Annotated in this window: 17 protein-coding genes and 1 tRNA gene; 3 read left to right on the forward strand and 15 right to left on the reverse strand. The window is 72.6% G+C overall.

The features are described from left to right. Positions 1-12: 12 nt before the first annotated feature. Positions 13-1005 (reverse strand): NAD(P)H-quinone oxidoreductase, encoded by a 993-nt coding sequence (locus FHG10_RS01010; RefSeq protein WP_152351479.1) that lies wholly within the window; start codon positions 1003-1005, stop codon positions 13-15. 206 nt (positions 1006-1211) lie between these two features. On the opposite strand from FHG10_RS01010, the gene FHG10_RS01015 reads away from it, so the two are divergent. Continuing rightward, entirely contained in the window at positions 1212-2555 is a 1344-nt protein-coding gene (locus tag FHG10_RS01015) for a glycoside hydrolase family 76 protein (protein ID WP_193636142.1), read from the forward strand. An 80-nt stretch (positions 2556-2635) separates the two neighbouring features. Here the strand turns inward: FHG10_RS01015 and FHG10_RS01020 are convergent, their stop codons facing one another. Further along, the gene (locus FHG10_RS01020) at positions 2636-3238 is read right to left on the reverse strand and encodes a TetR/AcrR family transcriptional regulator (protein ID WP_193636143.1); all 603 of its coding nucleotides are present in this window, start codon (positions 3236-3238) and stop codon (positions 2636-2638) included. A 139-nt stretch (positions 3239-3377) separates the two neighbouring features. Between FHG10_RS01020 and FHG10_RS01030 the strand changes: the two genes are divergently transcribed. Then, positions 3378-4796, forward strand: a complete 1419-nt coding sequence (locus FHG10_RS01030; RefSeq protein WP_193636144.1) for an ABC transporter permease — start codon at positions 3378-3380, stop codon at positions 4794-4796. 129 nt (positions 4797-4925) lie between these two features. Beyond that, a tRNA-Ser gene (locus tag FHG10_RS01035) sits at positions 4926-5013 on the forward strand. Between the two features lie 164 nt (positions 5014-5177). Here FHG10_RS01035 and FHG10_RS01040 read toward each other — a convergent pair. The 13 genes from FHG10_RS01040 to ku all read right to left on the reverse strand — a co-directional run bounded on the left by FHG10_RS01040 (position 5178) and on the right by ku (position 21902). After that, positions 5178-6059, reverse strand: coding sequence for a hypothetical protein (locus FHG10_RS01040; protein WP_152351484.1), 882 nt, complete (start codon positions 6057-6059; stop codon positions 5178-5180). A 319-nt stretch (positions 6060-6378) separates the two neighbouring features. Next, positions 6379-7224, reverse strand: a complete 846-nt coding sequence (locus FHG10_RS01045; protein WP_152351485.1) for a hypothetical protein — start codon at positions 7222-7224, stop codon at positions 6379-6381. Between the two features lie 305 nt (positions 7225-7529). Beyond that, a complete protein-coding gene (locus FHG10_RS01050; RefSeq protein ID WP_152351486.1) occupies positions 7530-8339 on the reverse strand; it encodes a hypothetical protein in 810 nt (269 codons plus the stop codon). Between the two features lie 301 nt (positions 8340-8640). Next, positions 8641-12018, reverse strand: coding sequence for a GH92 family glycosyl hydrolase (locus FHG10_RS01055; RefSeq protein ID WP_152351487.1), 3378 nt, complete (start codon positions 12016-12018; stop codon positions 8641-8643). Positions 12019-12185: 167 nt separating this feature from the next. Continuing rightward, the gene (locus FHG10_RS01060; protein WP_152351488.1) at positions 12186-13262 is read right to left on the reverse strand and encodes a CobW family GTP-binding protein; all 1077 of its coding nucleotides are present in this window, start codon (positions 13260-13262) and stop codon (positions 12186-12188) included. A gap of 171 nt (positions 13263-13433) precedes the next feature. Continuing rightward, the gene (locus FHG10_RS01065) at positions 13434-14057 is read right to left on the reverse strand and encodes a biotin transporter BioY (RefSeq protein WP_227487951.1); all 624 of its coding nucleotides are present in this window, start codon (positions 14055-14057) and stop codon (positions 13434-13436) included. 113 nt (positions 14058-14170) lie between these two features. Beyond that, positions 14171-15463, reverse strand: a complete 1293-nt coding sequence (locus tag FHG10_RS18135) for an alpha/beta hydrolase (RefSeq protein WP_227487952.1) — start codon at positions 15461-15463, stop codon at positions 14171-14173. Beyond that, on the reverse strand, positions 15460-16302 hold the full coding sequence (locus FHG10_RS01075; protein ID WP_227487953.1) for a heme ABC transporter ATP-binding protein: 843 nt from the start codon (positions 16300-16302) through the stop codon (positions 15460-15462). The genes FHG10_RS18135 and FHG10_RS01075 overlap by 4 nt, the downstream gene beginning before the upstream one ends. Next, positions 16299-17387, reverse strand: a complete 1089-nt coding sequence (locus tag FHG10_RS01080) for a FecCD family ABC transporter permease (RefSeq protein WP_152351490.1) — start codon at positions 17385-17387, stop codon at positions 16299-16301. The genes FHG10_RS01075 and FHG10_RS01080 overlap by 4 nt, the downstream gene beginning before the upstream one ends. After that, positions 17384-18514 (reverse strand): ABC transporter substrate-binding protein, encoded by a 1131-nt coding sequence (locus FHG10_RS01085; protein WP_227487954.1) that lies wholly within the window; start codon positions 18512-18514, stop codon positions 17384-17386. The genes FHG10_RS01080 and FHG10_RS01085 overlap by 4 nt, the downstream gene beginning before the upstream one ends. Positions 18515-18679: 165 nt before the next feature. After that, positions 18680-19606 (reverse strand): DUF1684 domain-containing protein, encoded by a 927-nt coding sequence (locus FHG10_RS01090; RefSeq protein WP_152351491.1) that lies wholly within the window; start codon positions 19604-19606, stop codon positions 18680-18682. Further along, positions 19603-20616: an ATP-grasp domain-containing protein gene (locus FHG10_RS01095; RefSeq protein ID WP_152351492.1), complete on the reverse strand. Its 1014-nt coding sequence runs from the start codon at positions 20614-20616 to the stop codon at positions 19603-19605. Before FHG10_RS01095 ends, FHG10_RS01090 begins: the two co-directional genes overlap by 4 nt. Positions 20617-20891: 275 nt before the next feature. After that, a complete protein-coding gene (ku, locus tag FHG10_RS01100) occupies positions 20892-21902 on the reverse strand; it encodes a non-homologous end joining protein Ku (RefSeq protein ID WP_152351493.1) in 1011 nt (336 codons plus the stop codon). Positions 21903-21937 lie beyond the last annotated feature (35 nt).

Here is a 21937-nt window from a genome sequence, read left to right on the forward strand (position 1 = left end):
CAGCGAGCGCCGTCAGTCCCTGACGTCGAGGATCACCTTGCCCAGGTGCCCGCCCTCCTGCAGGATCGTGTGCGCCTGCGCCGCGTCGGCGAGGGGGAAGCGGGCCTGGATCGGGAGATGCACGGAGCCGTCCTCGAGCATCGGCCACACGAGCTCTCGGGTGAGCTGCACGATGAGGTGCTTCTCCGCGACCGGGCGCGAGCGCAGCGTGGTGCCGATGACGCGCGCCCGTCGGCCCATCAGGGCGCCGAGGTCGAGCTCGCCGCGGGGCCCGCCGATCGTGCCGATCACGACGAGACGGCCGTGCTCGCGCAGCATCCCGACGTTGTCGCGGAGGGTCGGCCCGCCGACGACGTCGAGGATCACGTCGGCCCCGCCGGCCTCGCCCACCGCGGCGGGGACATCGGTCGTGTGCCGGTTCCAGGCGAGGTCCGCGCCGAGCTCCTGCGCCGTGCGCACGGCCTCGTCGGACCCGACGGTCGTGAGCACCCGCGCGCCGAGCGCGTGGGCGAACTGGATCGCGAACGAGCCGATGCCGCCGGTGCCGCCGTGGACCAGCAGGGTCTGCGGGCCGGGAGCGGGCTCGCCCTGCAGTCGCGGCCACGGGTTGTCCGTGCGGCCTCCGGGGCGCAGGTCCGCCTCGATGACGAGGTTCGAGACGACGGTCGCCGCGACCTCGATGAGACCGGCGGCGTCGTGCAGCTCCAGGGCCGACGGGGCGGGCAGCACCTGCGCCTCGGGCACCGCGACGACCTCGGCGTATCCGCCGCCGGCCAGCAGCGCGACGACCTCCTCCCCGGTGTCCCGGCGGCGACCGGAGACCTCGAGGCCGGGGATCTCCGAGGCCCCGGGAGGGGGCGGGTAGTTCCCGGCGGTCTGCGCGAGGTCGGCGCGGTTCACACCGGCCGCGACGACGTCCACGAGGATCTCGCCGTCGGCGGGCTCGGGCTCGGGGATATCGCTGAGCTGGAGGCGGTGGTCCTCGGTGATCGTGATCGCGCGCATGGGATCCACGGTACGCGGCGGCCGCGGCATCGGCCGACGCCGGGCATCGGGAAGTCGGCCTGCCTGCGCCCTCCGATCCGAGCCCCCGCGTATCGGTACGAATCGGAACGGTTCCCGTGAAGCCGGGACCTCGGGCCGACGGGTCGCTAGCGTGAGCGGCGATGCGGCGCCCGGCCGTGCGCCGCGCACTCGATGAGGAGTCCGCCGTGGCAGATCAGACCTTCGACCCCGCCCCGCACGATCCCCGAGCCGTGGAGCCCGCCGGTGCGGGCGGCCGTCCGGGTCGCCAGCCGGGCCGCCGTGCACTGCTGGGAGCCGCGGTGTGCGCGGGCGCCCTGCTGCCGGCCGCGGCGGCGGTCGCGGCCCCGACGGGCGGTGCTGCCACGACGGGCGGTGCAGCCCCTGCCTCGCCGCATCGGCCGGAGAGATCCGGGGATCGCCTCTCGACGGCCCAGCGCCGTCGGCGCGCACGCCGTGCGGTCCGCGCGCTGCAGCTGAACTTCTCGCTCCCCGCGCCCAGCCCGATGCTCTCCGAGCTCTACCCACGCCGCGACGGGGATCCCGACTGCTCCTACTGCTGGCCGCTGTCCCAGGCCCGCTCGGCAGCCTGCGAGCTCTCCTACGCCCTCGCCTCCGAACCCGCGCAGGACCGCCGGTTCCGCAGTGCGCTCGAGGACGCCCAGCAGGCCTACTGGTACGCGGCGGGCGGCGAGACGGGCCTGCCCGGATGCACCGCCGCCTGTGATCGGGAACAGGGTCCGCACGGGGACATGTACTACGACGACAACGCCTGGGTGGGCCTGCAGGACGTCGAGGAGCATCTGATCGCCGGCGACAGGCGCGGGAACCTGGAGCGGGCGCGAGCGATCCTCGAGCTGCTGCGCTCGGGGGAGGACACCGACCCCGACGCCCCGAGCCCCGGTGGCATCTTCTGGACCCAGGCCGGCGACGAGAGCGGTCGCAACACCGTCTCCACCGTCCCCTCGGCGAAGCTCGCCCTGCGACTGCACCAGATCACGGGGGACTCGACCATGCTCCGCGACGCGCAGCGCTGGGTGTCCTGGGCCCGGGGGACCCTGCTGGCCGACGAGGGGCTGTTCTGGGACAACATCGCGCCCGACGGCACGATCGACAGGACCTTCTGGAGCTACAACCAGGGGGTGCCGCTGGGCACCGAGGCCCTCCTCTTCGAGATCACCGGGCGACGGGCCCACCGCGACCGGGCCATCGACCTCGCCGATGCGGTCGTGCGCCGATACGCGCCCTTCGAGGACGGCGGCGGCCTGGACGATCAGCCCCTGCAGTTCGCCGCGATCCTCACCACGAACCTGGTGATGGCGCAGGCCGTGGTCGGCGACCGCATCCCCGGCCGCGCGATCGCCCAGGCCTTTGCCGATCGTCTGTGGTCGCGCCGCGATCCCGGCACGGACCTCTACGACGGGGAGAAGCGCGAGGGCGGGGACCGTCTGCACCTGCTGGACCAGGCGGGCTATGCGCGGGCGCTGGCCGTCGCGGCCATCGGGGAGAAGCACGCGCGTCTGCTGTGCTGAGAGCGCGAGGACTGCAGAGCTGAACGGGCTGCGGGGCCGAGGGGCTGCGGGACGACAAGGTGACGGATTCGCGAGTCTGATCAGTCCGCCTCCGTCAGCTCCTCGCCGAGGAGTGCGGCGACGCCGCGCGAGAACGCGACGGCATCGGCCTGCTCGAGTAGCGCGGACTGCGCCAGGAAGCCCTGGACGAGAGCGGCCATCACCCGCGTCGAGGCGCGCGCGTCTGCCGTCGGATCCGCGCGCTGCTCCTGGGTGAACCAGGAGGTCAGATACTCCTCCATGGTGGTCTGCAGCGTGGAGAGGACGCCCACGAAGACCTCGCGCACGCGAGGGTCGCGCGCCGCCTCGGCCCACACCTGCAGCACCAGGGTGCCGTCGCGGGCGAACTCCGGGATCGTCGTCAGCAGCAGGCGCAGCACCTGCGAGGGCGGCGGGATCGGGGAAGACGCGATCACGCGCTCGAGCTCGGTGCGGCGATCGGCCGCGAGGCCCTCGGCGACGGCGAGCAGGATGTCGTCCTTGGAGGGGAAGTACCCGTAGATCGCCCCGGCGGAGAGTCCCGAACGCTCGATGACCTCGGACATCGAGACCGAGCTGATGCCCTTCTCGCGGACGGCGTCCCGCATCGCGTCGACGATCCGTGCTCTCTGGGCGGCACGGCGCTCCTCGGTGATCCTCGGCATGATGCCCATCATAGAGAACGCTCGTTCTGGTTGTGTGTCTGCGGGGCAGACCTCATACTCAGAACGTTCATTCGAAGAACGATCCGCCCGGAACCCGCTGTCCGGAGTCGGCCGTTCGACAGCAGATCAGGGGAGATGGATGGCTCAGGAGCACACGCACCGCAAGGACGTGTCGGCGCAGCAGCAGCGTGACGCCGCCGCGCAGCAGCACGAGGAGGGGACCCACCGCGCGCCGGAGCCGTCGTCGGCCTCGTCGCAGACTTCCTCGGACCATGACGGGGTCGCGCCCGGCGCACTGCCCACCGCGCCCGCGGCCTCTGCCGCCGCGACGCCCTCTGCCGCCGCTGCGAGCTCCGGCGACGCACCTTCCAAGCCCGCCCCCACGCCCTGGGGGAAGGCCGTAGGCCTCGGGCTCATCGCCTCCGCCCTGATCACCGTGGTGCTGCTGGCCTTCCTGTGGCCCACCTACGAGTCGAAGGCCAAGGACGTCACGGTCGACGTGGTCGCCTCCCAGTCCGACTTCGAGGACTTCACGCAGGCCGTCGGTGATGCCGCGGAGAAGAACGGACAGGATCTTCCCTTCGAGTTCACACGGGTGGGCGACCGCTCCGACGCGGTGACGCACATCAAGGAGCGCGAGGCCTACGGCGCCTTCGTGCTGCCCGCCTCCGAGGACGACAAGCTCGAGGTGCTCACCGCATCGGCCGCGAACACCTCCGTCTCCACGATGCTCGGCCAGACCGGACGCAGCATCGTCGCCGCGCAGACGCAAGCCGGGCTCTCCCAGGCGCAGGAGAAGACGACCGACGGATCGTCCCAGCAGTCCGGCGACCAGCAGGCGCAGCAGGGGAGCGACCCCTCGGCCATGCAGGAGCAGATGCAGAAGCAGCTCGGGTCGATCATCGGCGCCGCGCAGGCGGGTCTCCAGGGTCCGACGATCACCGACGTGGTGCCGCTCTCCGACGACGACCCCCAGGGCGCGGGCCTCGCCGTGGCCTCCCTGCCGCTGACCATCGGCGGCATCGTGGGCGGCTCCCTCATGTCCTTCGGGCTCAAGGGGAGCTGGCGTCGACTGCTGGGCGTCGTGGTGTACGCCGTGGTCGGCGGGCTGGCGATGGTGCTCATCCTCGACGCCTGGTTCGGGTTCGCGCCGGCCCCCGCCTTCGAGCTCTGGGCTGCCGTCACGCTGAGCCTCGCCGGCACCGTGGGCCTCATCGTGGGGCTGAACAGTCTGATCGGCGGTGCGGGCATCGGTGTCGGCGCGCTGATCACGATGCTCATCGGCAACCCGATCTCCGGCGCGCAGTCCCCGAAGGAGTTCCTGCCCGGGCCCTTCGGCGAGATCGGTCAGCTCTTCGTGCCCGGCGCGACCGGAACCCTGGTGCGCGACCTCTCCTACTTCCCCGATGCGAGCCTGGTGCAGCCCTGGCTGGTCCTGGGCGGTTGGGTGGTCGTGGGGCTCCTCCTGATCATCCTCGGCCACCACCGCACGGGAGGGCACGCCCACAAGGGCGGGCCGAGCCGGCGCGACGCGCAGCAGGAGCCGGCGGCGGCCTGAGGCGTCGGCCCGGCGCCGGCCCGATGCCGGCGTGAAGCCCGTGCTCGACGGGCCCCGGGACGACGGTCCGGCCTCGCCACCGGTATCCGATAGGGTTTCCTGGCGGCGAGGCCCGTGGGCCCGCCGCCGGGAGGGATGACAGAGCGGCCGAATGTGGTGGTCTTGAAAACCACTGTGCAGTGACCCTGTACCGCGGGTTCGAATCCCGCTCCCTCCGCGCTCGTGGTGTCTGAGGACCTCGTCCGCGGCTGTCTTGCGACATCGTGCGCGAGACAGGAAGCGGCCCCGCCGCCCGTGATGGGCGGCGGGGCCGCTCCGCTTCCGAGATCGGCAGTCCCCCTCGATGCCGGTCGGAAGATCAGTGCTGGCCGAGCGGTGCGCTCAGTGCATCGCCCCGTCCGTGCGGACCTTGCCGAACAGGTACGACCAGCCGCCGTCGCCGCCGATCGCGGTCCCGTACCAGAAGGTCCACTCGGGGTCCGTGGCGCCGTCGGTGAGGGTCCAGCCGGAGATGCCGTCCCCGCCGTCGACGATCTTCACGTGCTCGATCCTCGTCTCGAAGGTGCCGTCGTCCTCCTGGGCGTATCCCATGGAGACCGCGTTCCAGAGCGCCTGCTCCGCATCGTCCTGGGTGACCAGCGCGGGCGAGTCGACCTGGACCAGGTCCCAGGCGAAGTCGGTGTGCTCGGGCAGGCGGATCGACCAGTGCTTCTCGCCGAGCACGTGCAGCAGGATCCCGGGATTCTCCGGATCGGTGCCGAGCACGTAGTGGGCCTCGGCGATCAACTCGGAGTTGTCGGACCCGGTGAAGATGATCTCGACGGGGTCGCCGCCGATGGAGGCGCCTGTGCTCGCCGACGGCGTGTAGGAGGGGCCGTCCCCGTCGTCGTCGCCGTAGGCGCGGAAGTTCGCGATGCCGTCGACCTCCTCGAGCTGCTTCTTCGTGAGGTCCACGGGCGTATGGCCGTACAGCGTCGTGAAGCTCGCGATGTAGCCCTTGTCCTCGGAGGGGAGGGGTTCGAAGAACACCGTGTCCTCCCAGGACTCCGGGAACTCGATGTCGCCGGTCTCGCCGGCGGGGGCGGCGTCGGCGGGCGCTGCGGCGTGGGCCGAGGCCGTGAGGCCGCCCAGGCCCACCAGGCCGCCGGTCGCCACGACGGCGGAGCGCAGGAACGTGCCCCGCGTGATGGCGGATCGCGTGCCGCTGTGGCCCGTGGTGCTGGATCGCGTGGTGCTGTGTCGCGTGCTGCGGACGGTGGTCATCGAGAACCACTCCTCGGTCTCCGACTCCGGTGCGGCAGATCCTCGGTCCCGGGGACCCGCCCTGTGCATGACTCAGGCTTTACCAATGCTTGACCGGGCGTCAAGGGGTGGATCGGGACCGTGGAGGGAACCTGCAGGCCGCAGGTGAGAAATTTCTTTTGCAATCGGCGTGGCGAAACGAGCTTACTTCTGCGTAAGGGGACGCCGCGGGAAGAGTCGCGCCCGGCTCCTCCCTCTCGCCCCCCGACGGTGGGCAGGAACCGGGCGCGACGATCATGGGCCGGGCGCGCTGGTGCCTCGGCGGCCGGCGGCGGGGCCGTCAGCTCTTCTCGGGCAGCTCGGCGACCAGGTAGCTCCAGCCTCCGTCGGCGCGCACTGCGGTGCCGTACCAGCGGTGCGCCGTCCGGGAACCGTGCGATGAGACGCTCACCTCGCCCACCACGTGCCGTCCGCCGTCGAGCACGCTCGCCCGGGTCGAGTGCGCCGGGTTCGGGCCCTCCTCGCCGAAGCTGAACCCGACGCCCTGCTCGAGGAGCTCACGGACTCCTGCTGTCTTCAGCTTCGAAGGGGAGGAGAGGGCGGGGGCGTCCCAGACGACGGCGGTCCTCGGGGGCAGCGCGATCGACGACGCGCTCTTGCCGAGCACATGCAGCAGCAGCCCCGGAGACTTCGGGTCCGCCGTGCGCACCAGGTGCACCTCGGCGGTGATCCTCCTGCCCTTGTTCCCGACGAAGCGGATCCGCACGGGACCGCCGTCCAGACGGGCGGCTCCGGCGACGTGCGGGGTGAAGCGCTCGATCTGCTCGTACTCGCCGTAGGGGAGGAAGTTCGAGATACCGTCCGCCTGCGCGATCCTCTTCGCGCTCAGCGACGTGATGGCGCCCTCGCCGTGGAGCACCGTGTGGCTCGCGATGTAGCCGTCGCTCTTCGCGGGCAGGGGCTGGGTGAAGACGGTCCCCTTCCAGCTCGCCGGCAGGCGGACGGCCGACGAGGTCTTCGCCGGAGCGGTGGAGGCTCCCGCGCCCGATGCGACGGCCGCGGCGTCCGGTGTGCCGAGCGGGCCGCTGCCGAGGACCGTGGCGCCCAGGGCTCCGCCCGCGAGGGCGAGTCCGGAGCGGAGCAGCGTGCTGCGGGAGATGGTGCGCGTGCTGAGATCGGTGGGCATGACCATGCCTCTCCTGTCGTGGGGATGGATCCGAGAGCCGGACCGCGAGGGGACCCGTGCTGCAAGCATGACCAACCCTTTACCAGCGCTTGACTCACGTCAACCTGGCCGTCGGCGGAATCTGCATCGCCGCAGGCCATGGCTACGAAATTAGTTCCGTGACCGGCGTGTCGTATCGAACGGACTTGCGTCATGACGTGTCGGACAGATGCCCCGATGGCGGTCAGCGGGTGTCCGACGGTGGGGTCCGCAGCAGAGCGCGCGGGCCCCCGGGGTCGGGAGCCCGCACGCTCTGGGGGTGCGGCTCAGCTCTTGTCGGGCAGCTGGGCGCACAGATAGAACCAGCCGCCGTCGCCGCCGACGGCCGCGCCGTACCAGTGGTGGTGCACGCGTTCCCCGTTCACGGGGTGGCTCACGCCGCCGCTGATGTGCTGCCCGCCGTCCAGGACCTGCACACCGTCCATGCGAGCGGGATTGTCGCCGTCGGGATGGAAGCTCATCCCGACGCCGTCCGCGAGGGCGATGCGGGCGTCCTTCTTGCGGGTCAGTCCGGGCGACTCCACCTGGACGAGGTCGCCCACGATCGGCGTCTGCTCGGGCAGGGCGATCGACCAGCCGCTCGTGCCGAGCACGTGCAGCAGCAGGGCGCGGGCGCCGGGATTCGCGGTGCGCACCAGCTGGACCTCGGCCCAGGTCTCGGTGCCCTTGTCGCCGAGCAGCAGGAGGGTGACCGGTCCGCCGTCCAGGCGGGCCGGACCCGAGACGTGCGGGGTGAAGCCCTCGCCCTGGGTGTCGGTGCCCTTCGGCATGAAGTTCACGATGCCGTCGGCCTGGGCGATGCGCTTCGCGCTGACCTGCTTCTGGGGGCCATCGCCGTAGAGCGTCGTGAAGCTCGCGATGTAACCGTCCTGCTCGGAGGGGAGGTCCCCTGCGAGGACGGTGCCCTTCCAGGACGCCGGGAGCTGGACGTTCGCGGCCGGCTCCGCCGGCCCTGCGGCGTCGGCGGTGAGGGTCCCGACGGCCCCGCTGCCGACGGCGGCGACGCCCATGGCGAGGCCGGAGCGCAGAAGGGTGCTTCGTGCGATGGGGCGGTGAGTGGTGCGTTCGGTGGACATGGTGGTCCCTCTCCAGGAATGGGGAAGAGATGTCGGCCGTGCCGCGGTGTGCTTCGGGTGCGGCGCTGCGCCATGAACATGGCCAACCCTTTACTTCGATTTTGCCTTCGTCAACCCCGCATCTCGACGTTTCGGACATCACCGCAGGTCCGTGCTGAAAAATTACTTTCGCGAAGGGAGTGTCGGAACGAGGTGACTTGCTCGGTCGGGGTGCGCGACGTGGACGGTGCGGGCGGCACGGACGGTCACGTCCGCACCTCCCGCACCGGAGGATCGGGAGGCTCTCGGGTCCCCCACCGCGTCACCCGCGGACGAGCAGCTCGATCTGCGCGAGGCGGATCGGGCAGTCGCCGGCGCCGAGGACGAGCCGGTGCGCGCGCTCGCGGACGAAGGGGCCCGCGATGCGGAAGGGGCGGGTCTGACGGCGCCAGCGGAAGACCTCGTCCGTGCGCTCGTCCAGCACCGCCCAGGAGCCGTCGTCACCCAGCTCCTCGAGACGCCAGGAGAGGGGGTCGCGCCCCTCCTCGGAGCCGGAGGTCAGCGTCAGGAAGACGGCCTCCGGGGTGGACTTCTCAGCCGTGCCCGACCCTGTCCCCACGCTCGTGTCCGTGTCCGTGTCCGTGTCCGTGTCCGTGATGCGTCCGCGAGGGCTCGGCGATTCCTCCTTCGAGGGCGCGGGCAGGTCGATGACGACCCGGCCGTCCACGGGCTCGAGGACGGCCTCGGTGCGGGAGTCGTCGTCCACCAGCGGATCCTCCGGGTCCCGGGCGAGCAGATCGACGAGAGGGCGCGGGGCCTCGCCGGGCGGCGTCGGGGAGGCGGGAGGCTCATCGGCCGGTCCCGGCTCGTCTCCCAGCTGCACGCGGATCTCCCCGCGCAGGTCGTCGTGGCGCAGGAAGGAGGTCGAGCGCAGCGTGCCCTCGCGCCGCACCGCCTGGATGTATGGGTGGTCGATCGCCTGGTCCTCGACGCGGATCGTGAACTCCTCGCCGCCCAGCGGTCGCACGTGCGCGACATCGAACAGCGGCGCGACCAGGTGGTACACGTCGGTGCCGAGCTGCAGCGGGTAGAGGCCGAGCGCCGTGAGCAGCCACCAGGCGCTCATCTCGCCGTTGTCCTCGTCCCCCGGGTATCCCTGTCCGATCTGCTCACCGGTGAACAGGCGCCGGTGCCCTTCCCGCACCACCTCCTGCGCGCGATGGGGAGCGCCTGCATGGTGGAACAGGAACGGGATGTGATGGCTGGGCTGGTTGGACATGCCGAACTGGCCCATCCGCACCGCTCGCGCCTCGAGCATCTCGTGGATGATGCCGCCGTAGGTGCCGGGGCGCCCGCCCGTCTCGGGCGTCGCGAAGAACTCCTCGAGCTTCGCGCGCAGCTGCTCGCGGCCTCCGTAGAGCGCGGCCAGGCCCTCGCCGTCGTGCGGGACGTGGAAGGCGAAGTTCCACCCGTCGGTCTCCGTGAAGTCGCCGCCCCAGTCGCGAGGGTCGAACTGCTCGGGGGCCTGCGCGAAGGCGCCGTCGGCCCGTCGCCCCTGGAAGAAGCCGATCGCCGGATCGAACAGCAGAGCAAAGCCGGCGCTGCGCGCCTCGAGGTAGTCCGCCTCCTCGCGCAGCTCACGGCGCCGCTGTTGGGACAGTTCGTGCGCCCCGGGGCCCTCGGGGGCCTCGAGGGTCTCAGCGAGGAGCCTCGCCTGGTGGGCGAGACCCTGGTCGTTGATGTGCGCCTCGAGAGTCCAGGAGACGGACTCAGGGGTGTCGGTGTCGACGTACCCGGTGAACATCGCCCGCTCCGCGCCCTTGCGGCCCACCAGCGGATCCGGGGAGGCGACGGTCGCATTGCGCAGGCCCGCCTCGTAGGTCGCGAGCGGATCGCGCAGGGCGATGCCCTTGACCTGCACGTCGGCGAAGGCGACGTCGGAGCTCGTGCCGGTCATGCAGTCCGCATACCCGGGTGAGGACCAGCGCGGGATCCAGCCGCCCTCCCGATAGTGCTGGACGAAGCCGTCGACGAGCCGTGCCGCGAGCTGCGGGTACAGCAGCGCGAAGGCCGGCCAGCAGGTGCGGTAGGTGTCCCAGAAGCCATGATTGACGAACAGCTCACCGGGAATGACCTGGGCGTTCGTGCGCGTGTCAGTGACCTCGCCGCCCGTGGGCGCCACCGGAGAGGCATGCATCGGTCGGGGATCGCGGGCCGAGCCCGTGTTCTCGTGGTGGGAGTTCGGGTAGAGGTTCAGGCGATAGAGGCTCCCGTACAGGGTGCGGCGCTGCGGGGCCGTCGCGCCCTCGACGCTGATCACCCCGAGCCGCTCGGACCACGCCGCGTGGGCGCCGCGCCGGATCGTGCGCAGGTCGCGGCCCGCGAGCTCGAGGTCGAGGGTGTGGCGGGCCTGCTCGACACCGATGAAGCTTGTCGCCAGGTGCACGGTCACCGTGCGGACCTCGTCGGCGAAGGTCGCGACGCGCGCGCTCGCGAGGTCACCGCCGGCGGGGCCGACGTGCTCGGGCAGCGGGTCGAGGGTTCCGGCGACGAACATCCGCGAGCGCCCCGCCGAGCGCTCCTCGCCGTCGGTGCCGTTGTCGACCCAGCCAGTGAAGGTTCCGTCGAACACCGCGCCCGCGAGATCGAGACGCGTGTTCTCGTCGGCCCCCTCGAGGAGCAGGGCGCGGCGGCGACCCGCCTCGGGGAAGGTCAGCTCGAGCACGGCGCCGTGGTCGCTCGGGGCGAGGCGCAGCCGCGTGCCGTCCTCGAGGGTGACCGCATAGAGGTCGGGCAGGGCGGTCTCGTCCTCGTGGGTGAAGGCGCGAGAGCGCCCGGCGGGAGTCGCGTCGGGCCCCGTCAGCGGCATCATGATCAGCTGATTGCGGTCGCCCATCCACGGGCTCGGCTGGTGGGAGACGGCGAGCCCCTGCAGGCGCGGACGGTTCTGCGCGTCGTTCGCGCGCTGGTACTGGTACGGCCATCGCAGGGAACGCGCATCGGTCATCGGCGTGAAGAACGCGAAGCCGTTCGGCCAGGCGGTGATCGGCAGGTTGTTCCCGCGCGAGAAGTCGCCCGAGGCGTTCGTGCCGCGGCGGGTGTCCACCCAGGCCACGGGATCGTCCACGGGCGGGTCGGCGGGGATCGGCTCGATGCGCGGCGGGTCGAACCAGGCGGTGAGGGCGGGCGCGGGCGGATCGTCGGCCCTGCCCGCGGCCACGGCCTCGCTCTCGGTGCCCGCCGCGGCCTCGGCGGATGCGGCGGGCGGGTCGGCCACGACCACGACGCCGACGATCGTGCGGCCGACGGCGGGGGAGAGGTCGACCTGCACGTCGTTCCACTGGTCGGCGTACAGGATCTTCGCCGCGCCCTGGGCGGCGGCGTCGATCGCCGTTCCGTACTGGTCGGGCGCGCCGAGCTCGGAGAGGCGGGTGCCGTCGGAGAGCTCCAGGTCCACCGCCGCATGCGTCGCGCCCCAGGTGAGGGCGTCGTCGAGCTCCGGATACACGAAGACGTGCAGGCGCTCGCCGGGTGCGATCACGTGGAGCACGGGGTCGAGGGCGCGGTCGGTGAACGGGAAGGGAGCCTCGCTGCGCTCGCCTGCCGGGAACTGCGCACGCACCGCCTCGGGGGCGAGGAAACCTGCGGCGTCGCGACTGGTGGGGCCGCCGTCGGGCCCGCCTCCGGGGGTGAGGATCATCCGGCCATGCTACGCAGGTCACACCCTCCTGCCTGGGACTTCCCGCGCGCTGGTCGGCGTGCCGAGGAGGAGCCGTGCCCGCGGGTGGCCCGCGCGCCGCCGCCGCGCGGGCCGGTCGTGCGGCACCTCCTCGGGCCTCTCCCTGCGCCGTCCGTCGTCTGGTTCGCTCAGGCGCTGAGCCGCTTCAACCGCAGCAGACGGCGCATGCCTGCGGCGCTGGGATGCTCGCACGGCGCGAGCGCTGCGACGAGCCGGCCGCGGACCGCTGCCTCGTCGAGGTGCATGCCGATCGCGACCAGCCCTTCGGGATGCACGCTCTCCGCCTGCGCCTCCGCCCGCGCCGGCGCCGTCGCCACATGCATCCGTCGGCCCACGAGGTTCAGTGCGAAGCGCCGCCGCCCGCGGGGTCCGGCGACGGCGATGATGCCCTTGAGACGGAAGACCCCCTCAGGCGGCTCCTCGAGCAGATCGGCCAGGGCCGACGGCTCCACCGGGCCCCGGGCGTGCACCGTGACGGCATCCGCGTGCTCGTGGATATGCCGGTCGTGCTCCTCCCGCGCGAGCGCCGCGAGCGGCAGCTGGCCCGGCGGGTCCTCCGTCCGGGCGACGTCCACGAGCAGCGCCGGATCGAGCCCTCCGTGGGGGATGGCCAGGACCTGTGCGTCCTCGCTCCGTTCGCGGACGCGGGCCGTGATCGCCTCGATCCGTCGTGCGGCGAGCTGCGCGGGCAGCAGGTCGGTCTTGGTGACGAGCACGAGCGTAGGGGCGGCGTACCGGGCGGGGGCGGGGCGCGGGTGCGGTCCGTCGCCACCGGGGTCGACGGTCTGGAAGCACGTCTCGGCGTCGACCACCTCGACCACGCCCGCCAGCCGCGTGCGCTCGGCGGAGGAGAAGCGGATCATGCGCCCCAGAGCGAGCGGCTCGGCGGCCCCGCTCGCCTCGATGACGATGGCATCGAGGGCCAGGCGGGGTCGGGACAGGCTCTCCAGCGCATCGTCCAGCGGCGTCGAGTCCGGCAGGCAGCACAGGCAGCCTCCGGCGATGGAAGCGGCGTCGTCGGCCTGGCCGGTGACCATCGCCGCATCCACGTTGATCTCGCCGATGTCGTTGACGATCACCCCGAGGCGCGCGCCGGGCGCCGCCAGCAGCGCGTTGAGCACCGTCGTCTTCCCCGCCCCGAGGTGCCCGGTCAGGGCGATCACGGGTACGGGCTGCGGCGCCGACGGGCCGACGGGCACGGGCATCCTCCAGGTGTGGGGCGGACGGAGTGGGGCGGGTGGTGCGGATCGGCGCACCCGCCCCTTGTCGGGAAAGGTTATCAACAAGCGGCGTGGTGGTGGGACGCACGAGGCCCCGCGGGCGAACCCGCGGGGCCTCGGAATCCGGCGCGCCGCAGAGCCGCGGCGCGGAGATGATCAGTCGCGCTGCGAACGGTCGATCGCACGCACGCCGCGCCAGGCGAGCGGGATCGCGACCGCGGCGATCGCGGCCTTCACGACGCCGCCCGCGATGAAGGGCGTGACGCCCAGGGCCAGGATCTGGCCGAGGTCGGCGCCCGCGCCCATCACGGCGTTCAGGATCCAGGCCATGTAGGGCACGCCCACGAGGAAGGGCACGGCGCTCGCGGCGGCGAAGCCGGCGAAGGCCTTCCAGGAGCGGCGGTCCCACGAGCGCTCGGCGAACCAGCCCGCGAGGTACGCGGCGGGGATGAAGCCCAGGACGAACCCGAAGCTCGGGGTCATCACCGCGGCGAGGGAGCCGCTGAAGCCGGCGAACACCGGCGCCCCGGCGAGGCCGGCGACCATGTAGGCGGTCAGGGCGGCAGCGCCGCGGCGCGCGCCCAGTGCCGCGCCCACGAGGAGCACACCCAGGGTCTGGCCCGTGATCGGCACGACGGGCAGCGGGATCTCGACCTGGGCCAGCAGGGCGACGATCGCGGCACCGGCGACGACCAGCGCGGCATCGACCCCCAGCGAGCGATGTCGGTTCAGGGCATCGGCGAGGACAGGGTGCCGGGGGGAGAGGGCTGCGGCGGTCACGGGACTCCTTCTTCCGGGAAACGGACGAGCGGCCATGGTAGTGCGACCGGCCCCGCGCGCGGGCCGCGCGACCACGCGGCGCCGCGGGCGCGATCAGTCGCGATCGGACGAGGTCAGGGGCGGGCGGGCGCGAGCAGGGCGGCGAGCTCCTCGACCATCGCGGGCTGCCACCAGGCCCAGTCGTGACCCCCTCGATGCAGGCGCACGGGGATCGTGGCGCCGGTCGCGTCGGACACGGCGTCCGCGAGCTCGCGCGCCGCCGCGCCCATCGTCCCCTCGAAGTGCCCGGCGTGGAGGCGGATGCGCACACTCCCGGGGGCCTCGCTGAGCAGCGCTGCGCGCAGGGGTGCAGCGAGCGCCAGGTGGGGATAGCGCCAGAGCGAGACCGACTGCGCGATCACGGCGCCGATCCTGTGCGGCGCCCGAGCGAGGGCGAAGAGTGAGGTCAGACCCCCGAAACTCGACCCGGTGACCACGGTGCGCCGCGGATCGGGAGTGGGGCGCAGGCGCGGCACCAGGGTGTCCGCGATCCATGCGGCCTGCCCGCCGGGCACGCCCAGGTCCCGGGCGCGCTCGGGCCACGCGTCGATGAACACGGCGCACAGCGGCGGCAGCTCGCCGGCCCGGACGGCCTCGGCGAGCACGCCCGGGGTGTCCAGGCGATCGAGATGCGCCTCCCCGTCGGTGACGACGAGCAGGGGCAGATCCGACCGCGGGAGCGCGCCGTCCCCGCCCTCCTCGTCATCCTCGACGTTCCCGCCGTCCTCGCCGATCGCGCACCAGTGGGCGCGCGGCTCACCCTCGGCGCTCGCCAGCTCGTGCACCGGGACGCTGGAGGCTGCGTGCGAGGCGACGACCCGGTCGCGGACCAGGTCCAGGACCAGGGATCCGCCGGGACGTGCCTGCGGTCGCGCCTGCGGGCGCGCCGGCCCCGCCGGACGCTTCCCCTTGAGGCCCTCGCTCCACCACGGCGGGTCGGCAGGTGCTCCGCCGTCCCCGTGGTGCTCGAGGAAGGCGATCGTGGCGCAGAGGTCCCCGGGAACGGAGAGAGCGCCCGTGAACCACCCGTCCCCCTGCGCGACGAGATCGAGGCCGTCGGGCGGATCGGGGTGCCACCAGCCGTTGATCTGCACGGCCACCGCGCGTGCGCCGGGCGCTCGGTGCTGCAGGCGCACGATCGCGCGATCATCCTCGCGAGCGAGGACCTCGACGGCCGCGCCGCCGGGCGCGGACGCCGCGCGATGCTGCTCGTGCTCGGCCCGCATGACGCGCACGCGCTGGACGGGTGCGTCCGTCGGCCTCGGGAGCGGCTCCCACCGGGGCCCGGACAGCAGGGCCGCGAGATCGGAGGGCTGCACGGCTCCGGCGGCTCCGGCGGGACGTCGCGTCGGCTCCTGCGCGTTCACAGCGGCACCACCAGGGGCCGACCGGAGGTCGGATGCTCGAGCACGGCGACCTCGTGGCGGTAGACCTCGCGGATCCGGTCGGGGGTGAGCACGTCCTCGGGGCGGCCGAGCGCGACCAGGCGCCCGCCGTCGAACATGGCGATGCGATCGCTGCAGCGTGCGGCGAGCGTGAGGTCATGGAGGACCACGAGCACGCAGCGGCCCTCCTGCGCGAGCTCGCCCGCCCGGGCCATGAGCACCTCCTGGTGATGGAGGTCCAGAGCGGCCGTGGGCTCGTCGAGCAGCACCACCTGCGCGTCCTGGGCGAGGACGCGGGCGAAGACGGTCCGCGCGAGCTCGCCGCCCGAGAGCGTCGTGACATCGCGCCCGGCGAGGGCGTCGACGTCCGCCTCGAGCAGGCAGCGCTCGATGAGGGCGTCGTCCTCCGGGCCGACGGGATGCGGGGCGCGGCCCATCGCCGCGGCCTCGCGCACGGTGAAGGAGAAGGCCTGGCTGTGGTGCTGGGTCATCACCGAACGGCGCCGGGCCAGGGCCTTGGCCGGCCAGTCCGCCGTCGGCGTGCCGTCCAGGAGCACCTGGCCGCTCGTCGGCCGCTGATCGCCCGAGAGCAGGGAGAGGAGCGTCGACTTCCCGGCGCCGTTGGGGCCGACGAGCGCGACGACCTCGCCTCCGCTCGCCGAGAACTCGACGTCCCGCAGCAGCATCGCGCCCCCGATGGCGAAGCCGGCCTGCTCGACGCGGATCCACGGCTCGCTCGAGGGAGTGCCGGCCGCGGGTGTGCCGACCGCGGACCTGCCGGCCGCCGCGGCGCCGACGCGAGCCCCCGTCCGCGCGCTCACAGCCGCACCGTCCGCGAGCGCAGCACGAGCATGAGGAAGAACGGGGCGCCCATGATCGCCGTGAACAGGCCGATCGGCACCTCGGCGGGAGGGGCCACGGTGCGCGAGAGCGTGTCCGCGACGACGATCAGCAGCGCGCCGATCACCGCCGACATCGGCAGCACCCCGCGGTGCGCGGGGCCGCAGATGAGGCGCACGATGTGCGGGACGACGAGGCCGATGAAGCCGATCGTGCCCGCGAAGGCGACGCTCGTGCCCGTCAGCAGGGCGGTGGTCCCGATGACGATCTTGCGTGTCGTGGACACGTCGAGGCCCAGATGGTGGGCCTGACGGTCGCCGAGCGTGAGCAGGTCCAGGCGTCGCGAGAGCAGGATCATCACCACCACGCCGACGAGGATCACGGGCGTGCCGATCGCGAGCTTCATCCAGTCCAGATCGCCCAGCGAGCCCATCTGCCAGAACACCACGGTCTGCAGATCGTCGTCGTCGGCCGCGAACGTGAGGAACCCGGTGATCGCCGCGAAGGCGGAGCCGATCGCGATGCCCACCAGCAGCAGGCGCGCGGTGCCGGAGTCCATGCCCGGCCGGGCGAGCGCGTAGATCAGGGTGGTCGCGAGGATGCCGCCCGCGAAGGCCGCGGCGGGCACCACCCAGGCGACGGCCGCCCCGGTCAGGGGCGGAAGCAGCACGATCGCGGCGACCGCTCCGGTCGAGGCTCCGCCGCTGACGCCGATGATGCCGGGATCGGCCAGCGGGTTGCGGAACAGGCTCTGCAGCGCCGCGCCCGAGACCGCGAGCGCCGCTCCGGAGAGCGCCCCGAACAGCACGCGCGGCATGCGCAGGTCCATCACCACGGTGGTCTCGAGCGGCGGACGCGCGGCGCCCTGCCCGAGGATCTCGTGCCAGACCACGCCGAGGACCGTGCTCGGACTGAGCTGGATGGGCCCCGTCCCGATCGAGACCACGATCGCGACCAGCAGCACCGCCCCGCCGATCGGGAGGCCGATCGCGAGCGGCAGGCGCCGGGTCCGCTCGCGCGCCGCGCGGCGGGGAGCGGACCCGGCGGTGTCCTCGGCGGCGGTCACTTCGCGACGGCGGCGAGGGCCTTCACCAGCGCGATCGCACCGGCGCCGACGCCCACGCCGCTGACCTTGATCTGCTCGCTGGGCATGAGGAAGAAAGTGTTCGAGGTGCCCGCGGGGGTCTGCGCGAGGGTCGGGAAGGCGGAGAGGAAGCCCTCGAGCCCGCCCCATTCCTCGAGATCGCCGTCGCCGGCGAGGATGACGTCGGGCTTCGTGTCCAGCAGGCCCTCGTCGCTGTACTTCACGGAGTAGCCGCGCAGGCCCTCCTCGACGCCGACGCTCGTCGCGCCCGCGGCCTCGATGATGTCTGCGGCGGCCGTGCCGGTGCCGACCACGGCGTTCGCGCCGCCCGCGCCGCTCGAGGTCACCGCGAGGATGCGCAGGCCGTCGATGCCGGTGCCCTTCGCGTCGGACGCGGCCTGGTCGAGCTGGTCCTCGACGGTGCTCGCGAGCTCCTCGCCCGCGTCCTTCGCCCCCACGTACTCGGCGACGGCGCGGATCTTGTCGGCGATGGGCTGCTGGTCGTCCACGACCACCGCGTCCACGCCGGCCTCGCGGAACTGGGCCGCGGGCTTGCCGTGCCGCTTGACGTTGTTGCCGATGAAGAGGGTCCCCTTGACGCTCAGCAGGCCCTCGACGCCGGTCTTCTGGCTGAACTCGTAGTGCTCGGGCGCATCGAGGGCGGCCTGGGCGACGGAGTTCGTGGGGGCCGCATAGATGTTCTTCTGCAGGCCCAGCGCCGCGAGGATGTCGGCGACGTCCTCGCCGCCCACGATGATCTTCGAGATGTCGGTGACCTCGACCTTCTCGCCCGTGCCGTCAGTGACCGTGACCGGCAGCTCCGGGGTCGCCGTGGCCGAGGGGAGGTCTGTGCCCTCCACCCAGGTCCAGCCCTCGGGCAGGTCTGACGGGGCGCCCTGCGCGCCGCCGGCCGCGGAGCCGGAGCCTCCGTCGGAGGAGCCGGCGTCCGAGGCCGCGTCCTCGGCGGACCGGCTGCCCGCACCGCATGCGGTGAGCGCGGCGAGGACCGCGGCCGACGGGGCGATCCCGAGCAGGGAGCGCCGTGCGAGCGGACGACGGGCGGAGGGCTCGTGGGAGGAGGTGCGGGGGAGCGGGCGCGACGAGGTCACAGAACGGTCCTTCGGGTGAGCTAGGTGAGTATGCAGGTTCGCCTAAGTAGGCGTGCAGGGTCTACTAGATCACGATATGAGGGGAGCGTCACCCGGCGGCGGCAGGGGTCACACCCCCGGCCGCCGCCGGAGCGACGGCTCGCTCACGCCATGCTCACTCCATGCTCACGCCGCGCTCGCGCGTGCGGCGGGCACCTTCTCCCCGGCATCCACGCAGAAGGGGAGCGTGTTCTCCCGCGGCGGCACCGGGCAGGTCGAGAAGTCCGTGTAGGCGCAGGGGAGGTTCACCGCGCGGTTGAAGTCGAGCACCGCGGAGCCATCGGCCGAGGGGGCGGGGACCGTGAGCGATCTGCTCGCCGCATAGGTCGTGATCCCGCTGGTCGCGTCCCGGAACAGGACGGTCAGAGAGCCGTCAGCGCCCGCGAAGGCCGTGAGGCGGTGGGTGCGCCCGTCGCGCTCGAACTCGAGACGGCCCGGGCTCGAGAAGGTGTGCTGGATGCCCGGCAGCACGGCCCCGACCCGACGTGCCGCGGGCGCAGGATCGGCGACGAAGCGTGCGTCGATCGCCCATTGCGGGTCGGCCGGATAGGCCTTCGTCCCGATGAAGGAGGCGAGGTAGGGGCTGTCCGCGCGGCGGGGTCGCAGCATGACGCCGCTTCCGCGCCGCGAGACCTCGGCGAGTCCGTCGACGCCGCCCTCGCGCGTGCCGCCGTGACTCGCGCCGCCGTCACGTGCGCCGCTGTCGCCCGTGCCGGCCGACCGATCGACGAAGCGCAGCAGGACGGTGCCCTCGTGCATGAGGGGAGCGAGCTGCCGGGTGCCCCGCAGCTCCTCGTCGCCTGCCGTGAGGACCTCGCCCTCGGCGAGCTCGACCAGCGGGCCCTGGGGACCGACGGACCAGGCGCCCGGGACGCCGGGCGCGCGCAGTCGCGCCCGGCCCAGCCAGTGCAGCCCGGTGGCGGCGAGGATCCCGAGCGGTTCGGTGCGCGAGCTCTCGTGCGCCTCGTGCCATGCGGTCCACTCCTGGGTGAAGGCCGCGGTGGCGGCGGGCCCGGTTGCGGTCCGAGCGGCGCTCCTGCGTGCGGCGCTCATGCGGCGCTCCGCACGGCGTCCAGCGGCACCGTGCCGCGCTCGGCGTCCAGGAGCTCCCCGAACCAGCGCGCGACCTGTCGCACGGCGGGCGTCGGCGCTTCGCGCTCGACCGCCGGGTTGTAGTTGGAGTTCGTGTTGAGGTCGTAGGTGACGGTGCGGCCATCGGTCGTGGTGAGGAACTCGATGCCGGCGATCTCGATCCCGAGGTCCGCCAGCAGCTCCTCGTAGCGCCGGATCAGGGACGTGCTCGCGGTGATCGACTGATCGAGCCGGAAGCTCGGGGGCCTCGGCGTCCCGGGCAGGGCGCAGGCGTCGGCCGGGCAGAGCTCGAAGCCGCCGGAGGTGTCCACGCGCACCGCGTACACGAAGCGGCCGCCCACGAACTCCGCGCGCGTGATCTCGGGCTCGGGGGCCACCAGCAGCTCCTGCAGCAGGGTGATCCCGTCCGCGCTCTCCTCGAAGTCCGCGCCCCTCACGTACTCCTCGAATGCCTCGTGATCCTCGAAGCGGCGCACACCCAGGCCCTTGCCGCCCTGGTCGTGCTTGGTGATGAACGGTGCGGGCAGGGTGCGTGCGGCATCGGCGAGCGAGTCGCGGTCGTGCACGGCGATCGTGCGCGGCACGTCGAAGCCCGCGTGGCGCAGCGCCGCGTGCTGCTGGATCTTCGAGACCTCGAGGTCGGCGACGCGGGAGCCTCCCACCACGCGCCGCCCCCAGGACTCGAGCCAGGTGAGGGTGCCGCGTGCGACGTCCTTCGCGTGCGGGGCGCCGCGGGTATGGGACGAGGCGCTCAGACGGGACCAGAACACGCCCTGGGGAGGTGCGGCGTCTAGATCGAGCACCCCGCCGTCGAGCGGCCACTCGATCAGCGGCACGCCGACAGCCTCGAAGGCCGCGGTGAACGGGGCGATCCACTCCGGGTTGTCGTGCAGCACGTGGACCGCCGGAGCGGCCGGCACCACGGGCAGGGACGGGGCCGCGGATGCGGTCGGGAATGCGGGGTCGGACATCGGGCCTCCTGGACGTCGAGCTCTGGACCTGCCGGAGCAACGGGTGGGCCGACGCCAGCCCTCCCTCGGGTCGCGCGGTGGATCACGGACATCCCGCGTCATCTGCGGACGCCCCGGTCCACGCGCACACGATCGGTGCGTGGATGCGCCTGCCCGCGCCCGGACGTGCCGGGGCGGCAGTGATCGTGTTCCCCGAACTTATCTTATGGGCGCCATAAGCAGAGCGCAGGGGTTGAAGAACGTGGGGTTCCTCGCGCGGCGCACCGCGCTCACGATCACGAGGACTTCCGCTTCTTCCCGGAGGCCGATGCGCTCTTCGAGGAGGACGTCTTCGACGTCCCTGCCGACGTCTTCGATCCTCCTGCGGACTTCTTCGACCCTGCGTTGGACTTCTTCGCTCCGCCGGCGGACTTCTTCGAACCACCAGTGGACTTCTTCGACGTCCCGGTGGACGTCTTCGCTCCCGACGACGACCCCTCCGACCCCGTGGACCCCCGCTTCTCCAGGCTGCGCTCGAGCGCGTCCATCAGGCTGATGACCTTGCCGCCCTGCTCCTTCTCGGCGTGCTCCTCCCGCTCGCGGCCGAAGGTCTCGTCGGTGTCCACGGACTCCCCCTGCACGAGCTTGTCCTCGATGAGCTCGTGCAGCTGCTCCTGGTACTCGTCGGAGTACTTCTCGGGCTCGAAGTCGCCGCTGAACTGGTCGACGAGAGCACCGGCCATGTCCAGCTCCTTCTCGGTGATCTTCGGCCGTTTGCGGGCGGCGGGGAAGTCCATGTCCTGCACGTCCTCGGGCCAGCGCATGGTCTGGAGCGTCAGCAGACGCCCGCGCGAGCGCAGCACGCCCAGGCGGGTCTTCGTGCGCAGCGTGAAGGTGACGATCGCGGTGCGCTCGCTGTGCTCGAGCGTCCGGCGCAGCAGCAGGTACGACTTCGGCGACCTGCCCACCGGCTCGAGGAGGTACGCGGTACCCAGCAGCACCGGGTCCACCTGGTCACCCGGGATGAACTGCACGACGTCGATCTCGTCGTTCTCCTCGGCCGGGAGGGCGTCGAGCTCCTCGTCGGTGAGGACGACGGTCTTGTCGCCCTCCGCATAGGCCTTCTCGATGTGGTCGTAGTCGATCACGCGGCCGCAGACCTCGCAGCGCCGCTCGTACCTGATGCGGCCGTCGTCCTCGTCGTGCACCTGATGGAAGGAGACGTCGTGCGAGCGGGTGGCGCTGTACAGCTTCACCGGCACGTTCACGAGCCCGAACGTGATCTCACCGCTCCATATCGCGCGCATCGCACCATCACAGCACTCCCGGGCGCTCACGGCCA

Origin of the sequence: Brachybacterium subflavum (assembly GCF_009299795.1) — a bacterium.
Classification (GTDB): domain Bacteria; phylum Actinomycetota; class Actinomycetes; order Actinomycetales; family Dermabacteraceae; genus Brachybacterium; species Brachybacterium subflavum.